The 17,439-nt window shown below is 43.1% G+C and carries 15 protein-coding genes; 6 read left to right on the top strand and 9 right to left on the bottom strand.

What is annotated here, in order from left to right; all coding sequences use genetic code 11:
• The first annotated feature begins 274 nt into the window (after positions 1-274).
• Together IGI67_RS22520 and IGI67_RS22515 are read left to right on the top strand one after the other, a co-directional pair.
• Positions 275-1,798: a helix-turn-helix domain-containing protein gene (locus tag IGI67_RS22520; protein WP_429959376.1), complete on the top strand. Its 1,524-nt coding sequence runs from the start codon at positions 275-277 to the stop codon at positions 1,796-1,798.
• Entirely contained in the window at positions 1,776-3,311 is a 1,536-nt protein-coding gene (locus IGI67_RS22515; RefSeq protein ID WP_429959375.1) for a helix-turn-helix domain-containing protein, read from the top strand. The genes IGI67_RS22520 and IGI67_RS22515 overlap by 23 nt, the downstream gene beginning before the upstream one ends.
• A gap of 2 nt (positions 3,312-3,313) precedes the next feature.
• Here IGI67_RS22515 and IGI67_RS22510 read toward each other — a convergent pair whose 3' ends face one another.
• On the bottom strand, positions 3,314-3,697 hold the full coding sequence (locus IGI67_RS22510) for a hypothetical protein (protein ID WP_429959374.1): 384 nt from the start codon (positions 3,695-3,697) through the stop codon (positions 3,314-3,316).
• Positions 3,698-3,992: 295 nt separating this feature from the next.
• Here IGI67_RS22510 and ald point away from each other — a divergent pair, with 295 nt between their 5' ends.
• Positions 3,993-5,129 (top strand): alanine dehydrogenase, encoded by a 1,137-nt coding sequence (gene ald, locus IGI67_RS22505; RefSeq protein WP_429959373.1) that lies wholly within the window; start codon positions 3,993-3,995, stop codon positions 5,127-5,129.
• Between the two features lie 81 nt (positions 5,130-5,210).
• On the top strand, positions 5,211-6,911 hold the full coding sequence (locus IGI67_RS22500; RefSeq protein WP_429959372.1) for a M3 family oligoendopeptidase: 1,701 nt from the start codon (positions 5,211-5,213) through the stop codon (positions 6,909-6,911).
• A gap of 41 nt (positions 6,912-6,952) precedes the next feature.
• On the opposite strand, the gene IGI67_RS22495 is transcribed toward IGI67_RS22500, so the two are convergent.
• A complete protein-coding gene (locus IGI67_RS22495; RefSeq protein ID WP_429959371.1) occupies positions 6,953-8,356 on the bottom strand; it encodes an LPXTG cell wall anchor domain-containing protein in 1,404 nt (467 codons plus the stop codon).
• 258 nt (positions 8,357-8,614) lie between these two features.
• Entirely contained in the window at positions 8,615-9,394 is a 780-nt protein-coding gene (locus IGI67_RS22490; RefSeq protein WP_429959370.1) for an ABC transporter ATP-binding protein, read from the bottom strand.
• A 106-nt stretch (positions 9,395-9,500) separates the two neighbouring features.
• On the opposite strand from IGI67_RS22490, the gene IGI67_RS22485 reads away from it, so the two are divergent.
• A complete protein-coding gene (locus tag IGI67_RS22485; protein WP_207108311.1) occupies positions 9,501-10,196 on the top strand; it encodes a TIGR00266 family protein in 696 nt (231 codons plus the stop codon).
• Positions 10,197-10,273: 77 nt separating this feature from the next.
• A complete protein-coding gene (locus tag IGI67_RS22480) occupies positions 10,274-12,055 on the top strand; it encodes a putative polysaccharide biosynthesis protein (RefSeq protein ID WP_429959369.1) in 1,782 nt (593 codons plus the stop codon).
• A gap of 85 nt (positions 12,056-12,140) precedes the next feature.
• Here IGI67_RS22480 and IGI67_RS22475 read toward each other — a convergent pair whose 3' ends face one another.
• The 6 genes from IGI67_RS22475 to IGI67_RS22450 form a co-directional block, all read right to left on the bottom strand.
• Positions 12,141-12,647: a prolyl-tRNA synthetase associated domain-containing protein gene (locus tag IGI67_RS22475; protein WP_429959368.1), complete on the bottom strand. Its 507-nt coding sequence runs from the start codon at positions 12,645-12,647 to the stop codon at positions 12,141-12,143.
• Positions 12,648-12,651: 4 nt separating this feature from the next.
• Positions 12,652-13,110, bottom strand: a complete 459-nt coding sequence (locus IGI67_RS22470; RefSeq protein WP_429959367.1) for a hypothetical protein — start codon at positions 13,108-13,110, stop codon at positions 12,652-12,654.
• Between the two features lie 118 nt (positions 13,111-13,228).
• A complete protein-coding gene (locus IGI67_RS22465; RefSeq protein WP_429959366.1) occupies positions 13,229-14,383 on the bottom strand; it encodes a trans-sulfuration enzyme family protein in 1,155 nt (384 codons plus the stop codon).
• Positions 14,384-14,503: 120 nt separating this feature from the next.
• Complete coding sequence (locus tag IGI67_RS22460; RefSeq protein ID WP_429959365.1) at positions 14,504-15,604, bottom strand: SLC13 family permease; 1,101 nt, start codon at positions 15,602-15,604, stop codon at positions 14,504-14,506.
• 364 nt (positions 15,605-15,968) lie between these two features.
• Positions 15,969-17,009 (bottom strand): HAAS signaling domain-containing protein, encoded by a 1,041-nt coding sequence (locus IGI67_RS22455; protein WP_429959364.1) that lies wholly within the window; start codon positions 17,007-17,009, stop codon positions 15,969-15,971.
• Between the two features lie 3 nt (positions 17,010-17,012).
• Positions 17,013-17,348 carry a helix-turn-helix transcriptional regulator gene (locus tag IGI67_RS22450; protein WP_207110716.1) on the bottom strand — a complete coding sequence of 112 codons (336 nt, stop codon included), beginning with the start codon at positions 17,346-17,348 and terminating at the stop codon, positions 17,013-17,015.
• Positions 17,349-17,439 lie beyond the last annotated feature (91 nt).

Raw genomic sequence — 17,439 nt, 5'->3', positions numbered from 1 at the left:
CGCAGAAAGGCAACAGTTAAAGCTCTATTTCTCTTTTTTTCGTTTTTCCACTTTTTTCGTTTTCTTTTATTGCGAATTAAAAAAATAAAAAAATTATAGAAAGATTTTCTAAATATTTTGTGTTTTTCCTTATTAAATTGGTCTTTCAAATTATAATAATTCTTAATGATAATTTGTTAAATAACAAAAATGACAGTAAATTAAGGTTTTCAGGCTTGTTTTACCATTCTTTGAACATTATATTAAATAAAAAAATGTTCAAGGAGTTTTACTGATGAATTTACGAGGGTTAATGAAAAAAGAAACGAGCAGAAGGCTGCGTATTATCGAGGAGCTCTATTACGCAAAGGACTATATCGCTTCGAAAGATTTAAGGGCCATGATGAAATGCTCGCTGCCGATACTGCTTAACGATATCGGCTTCCTAAATGGGGAGAACCTGCCATTTCAAATAAAAAAAAGTGATGGACTCTATTCCATTGAATTTGAGGAGCACGCGACACTAGATGTCGTCTACTCTTACATGCTTCGCAGAAATTTGGAATTTGAAATCTTTGAATCTCTTTTCTTTGAAGAGCACACGGGCATCCAGCCGGCAGCCAAAGAACTAAACTGCAGTTTTTCCAATATGCAGCGCTATCTGATCGCTATTAGAGAGCGCGTAGTGAAATGGGGGATCTCGGTCCTTAATCGTCCCCTGCATATTGAAGGAGACGAGCTGGTGATACGGGGCTTTTATTATAAATTCTTTAAAGAAGCGCGTGTGCCATTCACCAATTATAAATTTTCTCGTAGATTGGTGAGTGCTGTCGATCAGCTGATCCGCCAAATTTTGACAGAGAACAATGTCACAAACAATATGAATATCCATTTTCAACTGATGCACAGCTTCCTGATTGCCCTGCGCCGTCTAGATAATGGCTATACGCTTGAAGGACTTCCTGTTGATAGTGGCTTACTCATTCCAACAATAGAGCAGCTTCCTAGGCTGGTTCGATTCATCCGGCAAGAAAGTACGATAGACTTTACGGAAAAGGAATTAAGAGAGTGTCTATGGCCTTTGTTCAGTCATCAGTTGATTTTGAACCACTCCCAGCAATCCATTGCTCATAAAAAGAATAAGCAGCTGGCAAGTTTTTATGAAACCCACCATTTCTTATTGGAAAGTATCAACGATCTGCTGGCCTCTCCTCTTTCACAGGCTGAGATGGTGGAAATGATGCGCCTGTTAGGCAATGAACTCTTTTGCTATTTTCCCGATAAGCGTTCAATGGAAATTCTGCAGGAGCCGAATAGAATGCTTTTGAACCTAGTGGACAAAAAATACAGTCGGGAACTTAGTAAGCTTCGAAGGGTCGTCAGTGACTTTTTGATTCCTCAGAGAAAAGAAGCCTTTATCCCAATTTATATCTGCTGCTTGATTACGATAGTAGATAATATTTTTCAACGGCTGGCTGAATTAGACAAGCCCATCAAGGTTCTCTTGCTATCGGATGCTTCGACCTCTCACGAGCGGTTCTGGCAATCGATTTTGCCTGCCCACATCAACGGGGCAGTGAACTATGACTATTTTGAAACACCCTTTATTTTGCAGGAGCAGCTGACTAAATTAACGAAGGCTTACGATCTGATTGTTACCAATGTGACTATGACAGATCTAGAATCTGCCTGCCCGCTGATTGCGATCAATGCTTACCCTACTGCAAAAGATATTAAACGGATCCAAGAATTTATTAACGAGTTTGATCCACTCCCGTCACGAAAGGAACTATATAATGAACTTACGCCGTCTACTTAAACGAGATAGTCAGCGTCAATTGCAGCTAATCGAATTACTTTATTACTCTCCACACCCTCGTTCAAGCGAGGAGCTGATGACAACGATTCAATGTACACTACCCATCTTGCTAAGCGACATACGCGCCATTAATAAACAGAGTGACTATTATAAAATTAACAACGAAAATAGTTTGTATTCGTTAGATTTAAAGGATAATGCCACCTTAGATGTATTCATTTCAACGATGCTTACGAATTCAATGGCCTTTAAAATATTAGAGGTGATCTTTTATGAAGACTGCTATTCCTTAATCGAGCTTTCAAAGCGGCTCTTTTGCAGCTTGAGTACGGCCCAGGCCTTTATGATAAATCTACAAACCGTTCTGGCAGGCTGGAAAATGACCATTTTGCGCCGGCCCTACCGCTTAGCCGGAAATGAAGTGGCGATCCGGCATTTGTTTTTCCTGTATTTCTCAGAAAAGAAAGCAGAACGGGAAAGTACTCCCTTCAGCTCTGAATTCTTTCAATTTGGAGATGAGATCATTCGATCGATGATCGCCAATAATAAATTAGAGGTATCCTTGGCCCAGTACAATCGCTTGAGTCTTACCTTTTTTATCAGCTTGGTTCGCAATTCAAATGAACACTTCATCCCCATTGAAATGTTGAAATCAACAGCGGTCACTTCTCCCAGTCAACAAGCCATCGATAACTTCGATTACTATTTGATGGAGGAATTGGACCTTTTGTATTCTGAAGATGTTATGAAGGACAGCTTTTGGCTGCTCTATTCTGATTTATTTTTACTAGGAGACGAACAAATAGATCGAGCACTCCAAACCAACCATTCTTTGGCGTATCATTTTGAGACACATTTCATACTAGCGGAAAGGCTGAGTAAGATGCTCATCACTCCCTTGAGTGAACGAAAAAAGGAGCAGCTGGCAACGATTTTGGTCAACCAGCATCTTTTTCATGCTAAGACAAAGGAATTTATCAGTGTGCTGCAGGATCGAAAAAAAGAATGCTTGTACCTTTTAGATACCTTTCATGCTCACAGTGTTCATCAGCTGCGTAATTTAGTGATTAAATTCACAGATGAGTATGATCTTTTCAAGTCCTCCGAGTTTATCGATAACTATGTGTATCAAATTATCGCGGCGGTTCCCAGCTGCTTGAACGGTATGAAGCAGCTCGCTAAGCCGGTCAATCTGCTGATTGTTTCCAGCGATTCAAAAATGCAGGAAAGCTTATTGTCTGAGCTTTTGCGTCTTTCAATTAAAGGAAATTATGCGATCCATCAAATCAATGTCAATCAATTACATAATCAGAGCTATCTAGAAGTTTTTGAAGAATACGATGTGGTGATCAGTACTTCTACCTTCGATGTTCCAAGCTGTAAAACTCCGATCATCGCCGTTGAGCTCTGTCCTAGCATGCACTCAATAACTAAGATTCAACAGCTGATTGATAAAATCGTATTAGAAAACAACCAGTTCACCGCAAAATTAATTGAAGAAGGACTTGAGTAACATTACTCAAGTCCTTCTTTTAGTCGAGCTATTTCTTTATCCATCGAAGCCTTCTCTGCTGTCAGGCTGTCGATCATCCTTTGATACTTGTCTTTCCCATTCTTTTTACGAATGACATTTAATTGAACGGCTGAAAATAAAATGACCACTACTGCTAGAAATACGATTACAGCGAAAATAGCGCTTAATTCCATTCTAAAAAGTGTATATAGTAACACGATCAAAGCAATCACAATTTCAACGATGCTGAGTTTGGCTCTGCGGCCTCCCCCGAAAATGATCCGCTTTAGTATCGGTCCGTGCAATAATTCTTCATAACGAGTCAAGCGTGCTTCAAGGAAGCTGACTTGCTCTTTCAATAAATCAATTCGTTGTTTTTCCGGCATAGTGACTTCGCTCCTTAGTATCCTTGTACCCATTATCGCTAGTTCCTGCTGTTTTCGCAAATATTTTATTTATCATTATAAAAATAATAATTTTTGACAGTCTGCACACACAATAAGAACTTGCTAAGCATATACAGGCTACTATTAAAAAATGTAAAGGATTTCATTTGCTCACAATTGTTCATCGCCATTGAATACTTTGCGAATTCTTAGTTGAAATTGTTCTGAAATCCTGTACAATTATTTTGTAAGCGAATCCACTTCGTATACGAATAGTTAAGAAGGAGTGTGTCAAATGATTATTGGAATTCCAAAAGAAATCAAGAACAATGAAAACCGTGTTGCCCTTCCCCCATCTGGAGTATTTGATCTGACAAATCGTGGTCATCAAGTATTAGTAGAAAAAGATGCCGGCAAAGGTTCTGCGATCACTGATGAAGAGTATGCTGCCGCAGGTGCTACCATCATCAACGACGCTGCTGAAGTTTGGGCAGCTGACATGGTCATGAAAGTAAAGGAGCCGCTTCCTGAAGAGTATCAGTATTTCCGTAAAGGATTATTATTATTCACGTATCTGCACTTAGCAGCAAACAAACCTTTAACTGAAGCTTTAGTCAACAGCGGTGTAAATGCTATCGCTTATGAAAATGTACAACCGGCAGACAATACATTGCCATTACTTGCTCCAATGAGTGAAATCGCTGGCCGCATGGCGGCTCAAATCGGTGCCAACTACTTAGAACGCGTCAACGGCGGCAAAGGAATCTTGCTATCTGGTGTACCAGGCGTACGTCGAGGCAATGTCGTTGTTATCGGCGGCGGTGTGGTTGGATTGAACGCTGCGAAACTAGCCTTAGGATTAGGCGCGAATGTAACGATCTTGGATGTTAGCGTTCCTCGTTTGAAGGAACTAGATATCATCTTCGGCAACAGTGTTCAAACAATGATGTCAAATAGCTTCAATATCCAAGAATGCCTAAAAACAGCTGATTTAGTTATCGGGGCTGTCTTGATTCCAGGGCACAAAGCACCGACTTTAGTTACGAAGGAAATGGTTGCGACGATCCCTGATCACTCAGTCATCGTCGATGTAGCTATTGACCAAGGCGGAATCTTTGAAACAGAAGATCGGGTAACGACTCACGATGAACCGACTTATGTGAAAGAAGGCGTTGTTCACTATGCGGTAGCCAATATGCCAGGTGCCGTTCCGCAAACAGCTACCTATGCTTTAAGCAACAGCACAATGAGCTATGCGAACTTATTAGCGAACAACCCGCTAGAAGACTTATTGAAGGACAACTTAGCTCTTCGCCGCGGAGTCAATACCTATAATGGCAAGCTGACGATCGAAGCTGTAGCCAAAGATCTTGACATGACATATACACCGATCGATGGATTATTGAACGAAGAATTAATGATGAACTCTTAAAACAGGAAAAAACTGTCAGCGTCCTGCTGGCAGTTTTTTTTGTTATAATAGTCTGAAATCTTTTATTCTAGGAGGCCTACCATGATTTTTTCAGATTTTCCTTACGAACGTCCAGATCTTGTTCGCTATGAAGCGATCTTCAATAAAGTGACTACTCAGTTCTCTGAAGCGGCTGATTATTCAGAAGCCAAGCAAGCCTTGAAAGAGCTGAATCATTTACGCAGCAACATGTTTAAAAATATGAAATTATCCTATATTCGCTATTCGCTCAATAACAATGACTCCTTTTACCGCACGGAAAACGATTTTTGGGATCAGCAGGAGCCCTTGGTTAAGCAGATCCATAATCAGTTTTATAGAAGTCTGCTGGCGTCACCGTTCCGTTCACAATTGGAGGCAGACTTTCCTGAGACGCTTTTTCTTTTTGCGGAGGATCAGCTGCGGCTTTTAGACGACTCTGTCATTGAATTGAAGCAGCAGGAAAATGAAGCGATCAGCCAATATACTCTTTTAATCGCCACAGCTGAGATCGCGTTTGACGGAAAGACACGCACGCTCTCCGAATTGTCCGCATTTTTTACCGTTCCTGACCGAGAAACGCGCAAAGCCGCCCAGCAGGCTTACGAAGATTTTTTCGTTGCACATGAACAAGAGCTGGATACCATTTTCGATCAGCTGGTCAAGATTCGCCACCAACAGGCACAAAAGCTGGGCTTCAACAATTATGTGGACTATGGCGATCGCTTAATGAATCGCTGGGGCTACGATCGCCAGCAGCTGCAAGCCTTTCGCCAGTTTATCGTGGATGAGGTCGTACCGATCAACCAAAAGCTTTACCAACGGCAGAAGGAACGTCTAGGTGTAGAATCACTGACCCATTATGATTTGCCGCTGGTTTACCCAAATGGGAATCCGCGCCCGCAAGGAAATGCAGAAGAGCTGATCCAAAAAGCACAAACGATGTACCATGAATTATCCGAAGAGACGGGTGCCTTTTTCGATACCATGGCAAAGCAAAAGCTGCTGGATTTGACCAGTCGTCCCGGCAAACAAAACGGCGGCTACTGCGAGTTTATCGACGGCGTTCAACTGCCCTTTATCTTCGCTAATTTCAACGGCACGGCGGATGATATCGATGTCTTGACGCATGAAACAGGTCATGCTTTTCAAAGCTATTTATCGCGTTGGATCGAAGAACCGGAGCTGGTCTTTCCAACTTCTGATACTGCTGAGATCCATTCCATGAGCATGGAATTTTTCACGTGGCCTTGGATGAACACCTTTTTTGGCTCAGACAGTGAAAAATACAAATTTGCCCATTTAAGCAGTGCCCTGCAATTTTTACCCTACGGCGCCTTGGTCGATCATTACCAGGAAGAGGTTTATCTGCATCCTGATTGGTCGCCGGCTGAACGCAAAAACCGCTGGCGTCAGCTGGAGCAGATATATTGTCCAGAACGAAATTATCAAGAGTCTGAGGCATTAGCTCGCGGAATCTACTGGTACCGTCAAGGACACATTTTTGAAGTGCCCTTCTATTACATTGATTACACCTTAGCACAAGTATGCGCCTTACAATTTTGGGCACGCAGTGTGCTTGAAAAGGACCCCACAGCCTGGAGAGATTATCTGGCGATTTGCCGGGTTGGCGGCAGTAAGACCTTTTTGGAGACAGTCCAATTGGGACACCTTTCCTCTCCTTTTGATGCGCAGAAAATGACTGAATTATTAGCTTCAGTCGATCACTATCTAGCGGTTATCCCCGAAAGTGTATTACGTTAGAGGGAAAGCCTGCTGAAAATAATTTTTCAGCAGGCTTTTTGCTACGCTTTTTTTCTATTTAAGAAAAGTGCGGTGGAAAGAATGAGACAGGAACCGCCGACAAGAGACAAAATCGACCCAATCTGTTCGTTTGTTTTTGGCAGTGTGGTCTGTTTAACCGAGGCTGTTGAAAGTTGCTTCTGCTGCACTGGTTTATGAATGATTGGTACTGCTTCTGACAGCTTGTTCTTTTCCTCTGTTGGACCGCTTGCTGCTGTGTCTGCTGCTAGATTCCCGTTTCCAGCTGGATTGGGTTCATCAGGCATTTCTACATCGAGGGGAATCGTTGGATCAACAGCGCCAAAAATCCCTCCCATAGCGAAGGGCAGCTTAAAGGAGTAATTAAAAACGGCATCCGTCTCATATTCTTGATTGTATCGGACATCAAAATTTGAGACATTTTTGTAGGTGTAGGCCAGCCAATAGCGCATGTCAAAATTATTGGTACTATGATTGTTGATCTCACCGATTTTTATATACTCATTATGGATCTTATAATACAGCTGATTGTTTTTCGTCACATAAAAATGTTGGATATTATTGTTGTGGAATAAATCAATACTTTGCTCAAAATCAATGTCTGTAAAATTGAAAAAGCCTGACAGTTTTACTGGAGTGGCTGTAAGAGCATCTAAGAAAGAATAATTCAACAGCACATCCTTGATCCCCTTCATGGTGATTCCATTCTCTTTGTTGATATACAGAACTTGTCTTCCTGCCAAAGCTGTCCAGCCCTTGACCGTGATTCGCATATCAATGATCTTGCCCTTATAAGTACCAACGTTTTTATAGGTGACAGTAATCGTATTGGGTTTTTCCGAATCTAAATCAAACACATAGGAATAGCCGTCGCTTGTATAATTTTGCGTCCCTCCGACCACGTGCTCCTTCACATTCGCGAAATTCGGCATGAATTCATAGTCGTCAGGAACCTTCGTATTTTCATCAGTGACTGCTTTGCTGTGATCGACGATTTTCCCATCATGGTCATTTTTCAGCGCCGTTTTAGCTGTGGGCGTGGTCAAAACTTCAGCAGTTGCTTCGTCGTTCGTACTCGTTTCTTCTGATACACTTTCAGCCTTCGATTCCTGATCGATTGCTGAAGCTTCCTCACTTTCCTTATCTTCTTCTGCTGCCTCCATGGTTTCACTGGGCGCCTCTGGCGTTTGAGACACCGTCTCCGTCGCCACTGCATCCATCTCCGCCGTTTCCTCAACAACTGGTACCTCTGCCGCTTCTGACTCCTCTGTAATAGAGGCTGCTGGACTGCTGTCAGGGCTCTGGACTAGTTCAATTGAACTACTAGTCGCAGTGAGGTCGATCGTTTCATCTGCCCAAGCAGTACTGGTTACCATCGAAAAGCCTAAAATCATGGTTGAAAACAAATAAATACTTCTCTTCGCCATAAATTACTCCTTTTATAACATATTGTAAAATTATCATAACATTATTCAGCGGTATTAGGATAATTATTTTTAATAAATGGTATTTTTTGTGATGAATATATAATATTTGTCTAAAAAATGACTAGATAGATTCGAGGGGCTATTTATTTCGCTATTGCTTGTAGCTGTATTAGGAGTAAAATCATTTATTTCTTTTGCGATATTTTTATCAATAATTTTCAAACATCAAAAAAGACCCCTCGAAATGAGGAGTCCGTTCTATTTGGGAATTACCATCAAGCGATCATCGTTCATTTCATGAAGCTCGATCGGCCGTTGGTAAAACTCATTCAAAATTTCTTCTTTTAGCAGCGCGTCTCTTCGACCCTGCTTGAATATTTTCCCATCCCGGATCATCAGGACATGATTCAACAATGGCAGGATTTCTTCGGTATGGTGCGTCACATACAGCAGACTTGGTGCATCAGAGGCTTCCTTCATCTTTTTGATGCGCGACAATAGATCCTCTCGGGCAAATAAATCCAACCCGTTGCATGGTTCATCTAGGATCAACAGCTCAGGCTTTGCCATCAAGGCTCGGGCGATCAGCACAAGCTGCTTTTCTCCTTGAGATAAGACCTGATATACTTTGCCAATCAGCTTTTCCGCTCCCAATGAGGATAGGAGCTGCTTCGCCTCCTCCAGTTCGGCTTCCGTATATTCTTGATAAATACCGATGCTGGCAAATTTTCCAGAAAGCACGATCAACTCGGCTTGTTCTTCTCGATGAATTCGTTCCTGTAAGGATTGACTCACCCAACCGATCCGTTTGGTCAGGTCAGGAATCGATGTACGGCCAAACACTTCCCCTAAAACAGTCAGCTTCCCGCTGGAGGGCCATAAGTTTCCTGAGATCATATTCAGCATCAAGCTCTTCCCTGCACCGTTCAACCCTAAAATCGCCCAATCCTCACCAGCCTGGATGCGCCAATCGATATTCTGTAAAAGCTTCATCTGCTGGCGAACAAACTGCACGTGTTCAAAAGCTAAAATTTCCATAGATTCTCCTCCGCGTTTCCCTTTTTACAATTTTATCAAAAATACACAGAAAAGATACGTAAAATGATATAATTTTGACAGGTATAATTGAAAGGGGTTTAAAAAAATGAACTTTGAGCTATCAAACAGTACCTTTGCGCCTATCGCGAAGGTCTATCTACAACGTGGCGAACAATTACGAATCGAACCAGGAGCTATGGTCTATGAGCTCGGTGAAATAGAATTAGAAGGACAAATGAACACAAATGGCAAGAAAGGGCTCGGCGGCGCGCTAAGTGCCTTAGGCCGCTCAGTAACTAGCGGCGAAAGCTTCTTTATCAGCACAGCCACTGCACATTCTGATGACGCCATGATCGCGATCGCTCCTTCTGCTCCGGGAAAGATTTTTGCCTTGGATGTCGGTGCTGAACATTGGCGGCTGAACACTGGCGCTTTTCTCGCCAGCGAAGAACAGGTGAATTATCAAATGAAGCGTCAAAAGCTGTCGGGAGCCTTGCTGGGAGGCACCGGCGGACTGTTCGTTATGGAGACCACCGGCAGCGGGCAGATTTTGGTGTCTGCTTTTGGCGACATCGAGAAAATCGAGCTGGACGGCAATGCGCCGGCGATCATCGATAATCAGCACGTCATCGCTTGGAGCAGTTCATTAGATTACCAGATTAAGGTGGCATCCGGCACGTTCGGATTCAAAACCGGCGAAGGCGTCGTAAATGAGTTTCATGGCCGTGGGTCGGTCTATATTCAAACTCGAAATATCGAAAGCTTCGCAAATCATATCAACAGCTTCAACCCTAAATCTTAAAGATTGCCGGACAGGATTGTAACTGGAGGAAAGAACAGGTAAAATATGGTGGATACTGTTGCAGAAAGCTGGTTTATATGACTGATAAAACTAAACACGAAAACGAGTTGAAGGAAACCCCTTCACGGATGGCTCGTTATCATAATACCGAAGCGGTCGTACCGCCTAAAAAAGAACGTAAAAAAGAAGCTGTACAGGCAACTGAAGCAGAACCTATCGAAGCAGCCGCCACTGCAGCCATTCCGAAAAAACAGGCAAGCGCTCAGGAAAGAATGGTGCAAAGTACCGCTTGGCTGACGATCGGCAATATTTTTTCACGATTGCTAGGTGCAGTCTATGTTATTCCTTGGATTGCTTGGATGCAGCCTCATGGACTAGAGGCCAATTATCTCTATACAAAGGGCTATAATGTTTACGCCCTTTTCTTAATGATTTCTACCGCTGGAATTCCGGCGGCGGTCGCCAAACAGACGGCCCGTTATAATTCGATGAATGAATACGGATTAAGTAAAAAGCTGCTGTTCTACACGATGCGGCTAATGACTGTCGGCGGAATAATCTGTGCGGCTATTATGTTTATAGGAGCCCCCTATCTTTCGCAAGGAAACGCTGATTTAGTTCCTGTGATGCGTTCCCTGAGTGTGGTCCTGTTGATTTTCCCTGCGATGAGTGTGATGCGCGGTTTCTTCCAAGGAAACAACAATATGAAGCCGTACGCTATTTCTCAGATCATCGAGCAAATCGCGCGGGTCTGCTACATGTTAGCATCTGCCTTCATAATCATGCAGATCAACAACGGCAGCTATAAGACAGCCGTTGTTCATTCAACCTTTGCGGCCTTTATCGGTGTCGCTTTTGCGATGGGCGTACTGCTGTTCTCGCTGCTTAAGGAGCGTTCAGCCTTTCGTGAATTAATTAAAGAAAGCAACAATCAAATTACTTTTTCTGGGCGTCAGCTGATCCTTCAAATGATCCAGCAGGCGGTCCCATTTATTATCGTCGGCAGTGCGATCAGTATTTTTAAACTGATCGATCAATATTCCTTTGAGAAAATCATGTCAATCGTGACAGATAACTCCGCTGCGGAAAATGCCGACCTGTTTGCTTTGATCTCAGCCAATCCGGATAAATTAACCATGGTCGTGATCGCTCTCGGTACAGCGATGGCAACGGCCGGACTGCCGCTGATTACAGAACGCTTCACGAAAAAGGATCATCAGGGACTAGCAAGATTAGTAACGAATAATATTCAACTGCTTTTCTTTGTGATGATGCCTGCAACGGTGGGGATGATTGTCTTGGCCTATCCGTTGAATACATTGTTCTACTGGCCGAATGTACTCGGCTCTCAGCTACTAGCTGCTTCCTGTGTGGTGGGGATCATGATGGGGCTGTTCATGGTTTGTTCAACGATGCTTCAGGGGTTAGACGGCAATATGCAAGCCGTTTGGTTTTTGGCTGTCGGCATTTTTGTCAAAGCTGTCGCACAATTCCCATTAACGTATCTGTTTGAGGCTTACGGTCCATTAGTCGCGACCTTCGCAGGATTTTTAGTAGCGAACATGTTCTTGTTGGATCGAATCCATGTCATTACGAACTTCCCATTCCGAGAAACGATGACTGCCATCGCGAAAGTCACTGTGATGTCGATTACTATGGGAATCATCGCTTTCGTTGTGAAATTTGGCTGCGAAATGGTCTTAAGCTCAGATTCAAAAATGCAGTCTATGATCATTATTATCGTCGTAGCGGCCTTTGGCGGATTCACCTATATGATCTTAGCTTTGAAGACTCGAATGGCCGACAAGCTATTAGGTCCACGCGTCGACGGTATTCGCCGTCGTTTACGGATGCGTTAAAGAGCTTTGCAACATTCTTTGCTTAGGTCGTGGAGAATCCTGTTTTCTTAAATTTTAATAAAAAACCAAAAAAACAGCTCGGGGCTTAGGCCTCGGGCTGTTTTTCTGGAATCACCAAGTAGGTTGGTTCGATTGCTATATTTGCTAAAAATCGTTTGAAGTCACTAAAAGCGATCACCACTGTCGCTGTATTTGTGTTGGGATGAAACCCGATTTTTTTCGTTTGATCAATCGTTTCATCAATGACTAGTGTGATCTGATGTTCCGTGTCATGGGGCAGAGCTAACGGTGTCACCGATCCCCGCTCCAAGCCAAGCAAATCGAAAAGCTCCACTTCCGAGGCAAAAGATAGTTGACTTTCGCCTACTGCCTTGGCAAGCGCCTTGATGTCCAGTCGTTTTTTTCCTGGACAAATCACAAAGTAGTAGTTCCTCGTCTTCTTACTCTTCATCAAAAGATTTTTCACATCACTGCCATCAATCACAAAATCAATCTCCGCCACTGTGAAGACGGCCTTGTGATCCACTCGTTCATAAGGAATCTGCATTTCTGCTAACAGTTGATAGACTTCTGTAGCCGTCGCTTTTGACACCCCATCACCTGCTTTCTTTCAGCCAGTTGCGCCAAGTAATCATCGTTTTATTGACATGATTCAAAACTTCCAGCTCCAATTTCTTCGTATCCGCTACCTCCTGCTCTTGAAAGGTCCTTAATTTCTCATAGTTTTTCTGCAGCAGCTCATGGATCGGCTGGTTAGCCTCCGATGCTATCAGGCTGTTCGCTTCCGCCTTCAATTGTTGGATCACGATTGGTGTTGTTTCCTGAAAGTAGGGATAACCATACTTGTTCAAATTATTTTTATACGATTGCAGGGTTGCCAGCGAGGCTTCCAAAATTGCCGGGCCATCTGTTGTTCGTTTTGGTGCCTGAACAGCAGCCTTTTGCCGTCGCGGTCTTTCTTTTCGTTTAAGCGCCCACCGCGTAATCAAAAAAGTCGCTAAACAAACGAGCACGTTTGAAAGCAAAACTTCCGGGCGTAAAAGATTTTCAATCATGACTTTCACTTCCTCCAAGAGATGATACCATTATACCGAACTCACTTCTATTAAGGTATTCATTTTTCAAAAAATCTTGCGATACAGAAAAACACATTGAGGAAAATCCCCAATGTGTTTACTTTACAGCTATTTGGACTTTGGCTAATGCTTGCTCTAGGTCTGCGATCAAATCCTCTGTGTCCTCGATCCCTACAGATAAGCGCAACAGCCCCTCGGTCACACCTTGCTTGTCTCGTTCTTCCTTTGGTACGCAAGCATGGCTCATGGTCACTGGATAGGATAAAATGGATTCCACGCCTCCTAAACTGACTGCTGCAATCGGTATTTCCAAGGCATCCGCAAAGGTATATACTGCTTCTTGACTCGCCAATTCAAATGATAGTACCGCGCCGCCAGAAATTGCCTGTCGTTTGTGGACCTCATAGCCAGGATGGCTTGGTAAACCTGGATAATGGACTTTTTGTACAACGGGATGATTTTCCAGCATGTGACTGATTTTCTCGGCGCTGCGGGCACTTTGTTCCATCCGCAAGCCCATCGTTTTCAATCCGCGCATCGTCAGCCAGCAATCTTCCACGCCTAAGATTCCGCCTAAAACCTTTTGCTGCAGCTTGATTTGATTGTGCCAGTCCTCATCGTTGGTAACGACTAGCCCTGCCACAACATCACTATGACCATTAATAAATTTTGTCGCACTGTGAATCACTACATCCACACCCAGCGCCAACGGCTTCTGAAATTGTGGAGTCATAAACGTATTATCAATCATCGTCACTAAATGATGCTCCTTCGCGATTGCTACAACTCCCGCGATGTCTGTTACTGAAAGCAGCGGATTGGACGGCGTTTCTACATACAGCCCGCGCGTGTTCGGCCGAATCGCATGCTCCCACTCTTCAAGCTTGGTCTCATCCACAAATGTAACTTCGATGCCGAAGCGGTTCATCACCTCATTGACTAGTTGGAACGTTCCGCCATAAATACTCTTGCACATAACCAAGTGGTCACCCTGATTAAAACTCAATAGAACGGCCGAAATGGCTCCCATACCAGAGGCAAAAGCAGTTGCATAGTTCCCATTTTCCAACACAGCGACTGCTTCTTCCAGCGCTGTTCTGGTAGGATTGCCAAAGCGTGAATACGTATAAGCTTGTCCATCCTTGATGGAGGCTTGTTTAAAGGTCGAGCATTGATAAATCGGAATCGATGAAGCGCCAGTCTCATCGTCAAAGGCATGATAGCCATGAATTAATTTTGTCTTATCTCTCATCGCAGATCCCCCTCAATCATTTCTTACAAAATCAGCTTAACACGATTTAAAGCGGTTTCATGCTTTTTGGATGAATTCCCATAAGAAACTTAGCTTATTTTCAGGAATTCTTGGCGCTTTCTAATGGATGAAAAAATAGAACAGGGTCCCTAAAAACAGCAGCAGGCCAAAATTGACTGCGCTGAACAAACCAAGGAATTTTTTGGTTTTTGCAGGATAATAAATACGAAATAAATTGTAGCCGATCAGATTAGCCAGCGAAGCTATTAGCGTTCCCAGCCCCCCGATATTCACCCCTAAAATAACCGCCTGCTGATTTTCCGTAAACGGTGCGATCAAAAAAGCCGCTGGTACATTTGAGATGACTTGACTCAAGCCTAAGCCAGCCAAGTAGATTTGTTTTCCACTCAATGCTTGCAAAAAGGTTCTGATAAACTTAGCTTCACCGATATTTCCTACAATGATAAAGAAACAAACAAAGGTCAGCAATAATCCATAATCCACTTTCTTGAATAGCTCACGGCGATAAATCAGAAGAATCAGCGCTACCAATGGAATGCCCCATAGATAAGGCAGAACATCAAGAACGACCAAAATCATCACGAGCATCAAGCCCAGCAGTAAAAAGGTCTCTTTGCGATCAATCTGACTAGCCTCTAGACTGATCGTCTCTAGTGAATCCTTTGCGACTAAAAGACTCAAAACAGCTAACGACATAACGCTGAGCAATAGGACTAACGCCATCCAGGATAGAAATTGCCCTAGTGGAACGTGGTAGTAGTTATAGAGATATAAATTTTGCGGATTCCCAAATGGAAAGAAACTACTTCCCAGATTCGCTGCTACAATAATCAAGACGCTGCCTAAAAAGCGTCCCTTGAATTTTGGTAAAATCGATAAAAGCTTCAAATAAATCGGGAGTAACGTCAAGATCGCTACATCATTGGTTAAAAACATCGAGCCCACTAACGACAAAAGAATCATCAGCTGAACCAATTGCCGAGTATTCTTTGAATAATGCACTAATTTCTGAGCAATGAAGCGCAAAAGACCGACCTGCTCAAATCCTTGAATCAACAGCATCAAACCAAACAAGCTGAGGATCACCTTATCATCAATAAAATCGGTTGAAAAACGACCGATCAATGAGCTGATAACGGCTAACAACAGTGAGATACTGAGTAATTTATTTTCGCTAAAAAAATTTGCTGTTTTCTTCATTTGTCATGCCTCCGATATTAGCATACCCCAGAGGCTAAAATTTAGACAAAAATAAACTCTCGATCTGAGAGTTTCTGAATGGCATGCAATACGCTTAGGTCACCAGAAGCATAACAGCTAACAAGAACTAGCCAGCCTATCTTCTCATTGCTTAAACTGCTGCTCTCATCGAAAGAGAATCCCTGGTCTCCTTCATTCGAACCTCCTTTTAAGCCCTTTTCTGATAGAACTTTTGCAGGAAGCCTTTATTGTCGCTTTTTCTGTCAAAATTAAAGGATGCCCAATTGAGAGTTAAAATCCAATAATTTTGAAATGAAGCAAATAAAAAGACCCTCAATTTGAGAGTCTAATAAGCTAGCCTTTGTTAAACTTGCCTTTGCTTCAAAAATCTCTGCGTCAGATTCCTTTTGCTGCGATAATAGATTACCATCCCGATTTGAATAGCAGCAACGACTACAATAATCACGCTGATGAACATGCGGATCGAGGCTGTATCACCCGTTGAAATATAATGCAGCACATCGCCGCTGGACCAAGTCTGCTCTTGCAGTAAGTTCACCAGCTCCTGGCTAAAGATGTTGTTGTGCAGCAATAAAAGCACCCACATGACTGCAGAAACAGCGTGGTCAATGATCGACCAAACACACACGCGATTACTCCAACGCCGATCGATCAGCTTCAAGACACTAACGATCAGTGTTAAGATCGTTCCAATGATTAATACCGGTATCAAGAATCTCGTAAAGCTGTCGCTGAATAGCGAAACATTCACGAATCCATGATCTGTTTTGGAAAAAACTTGAGGCAACACACTCAAGGCACCGAGGATTAAAAAAGTATTGAAAACCAAGACAGCGACAATTTCCGCCACTGCGTCAGAGATGGGAATCTGCTTTTCTGTCGTCAACGGTGGCAAATCCTCCAGCTTCCACTCTTCACGTTTTTTATGATTCAACAGTCCCGTTCGCTCGGCGATCACAAAACCGATAGTCGTCCAAACAAGCGTCTGCATCACCCCTGATACTCCGCTTTGAATGCCCGTTTGAATCATCACTTGAAGTACGCTGCTTACGGTGCCGCTTTGCTGAAAGGTCTCAATTCCGCCGGCTACTGCTCCCACAATAAGAGTGATGACTCCAATGATCGGTACCAGTAGTTTTAGCAGACGAAGATAGTCATCATAGACCTGCGGAGAGATCAAATACCGGGGATTTTGCCGATATTGCTCCGCTAATTTCGTTGGCGACCCCATCGAGTGTAAAACCTGCTCGATCTCAGCATCACTCGGCTGCTCCGACAACATATCATAGATATTGCTCCGCAGCTCCTTTGCAACCTCTTCCCGTTCATTTTCCGGCAACTGCCCTACCACCGCAGCTATATAGCGTTCGATTAAATTTTTCATTTGTCACTCCTCCGTATAAATACCAATTAAACTTTTTTGCATGTCCTTCCACTCTTCAAATAATTTTGTTCGAACGTCTTTTCCTGTGTCGCTGATTGAATAATACTTCCGCGGCCTGCTCTCCGTCGTATCCCAATCACTTACCAGCAGCTCCTGCTTTTCCAAACGCCGCAGCAATGGATAAAGGGTGTTCGCTTCAATATCCATCCCCCGCTCCTGCAGCGTCTGCAAAAGGGCATAGCCGTAATGAGGCGTAGTCAAGCTGCCTAATACTGCCAACACCAAATTGCCTCTTTTTAATTCTGTGATATAGCTCTGTATAATATCCTTATCAGGCATGTGATCACCTCTTCTCGTTTATTATACTGTGTGTCACACATTATAGTCAATAATATATTATTTTTATAAGCAAAAAAACTCTCAAAAAAAT

Source organism: Enterococcus sp. AZ196, assembly GCF_050498845.1.
GTDB lineage: Bacteria > Bacillota > Bacilli > Lactobacillales > Enterococcaceae > Enterococcus_A > Enterococcus_A murrayae.
This window is presented reverse-complemented; position numbering and strand designations above follow the sequence as displayed.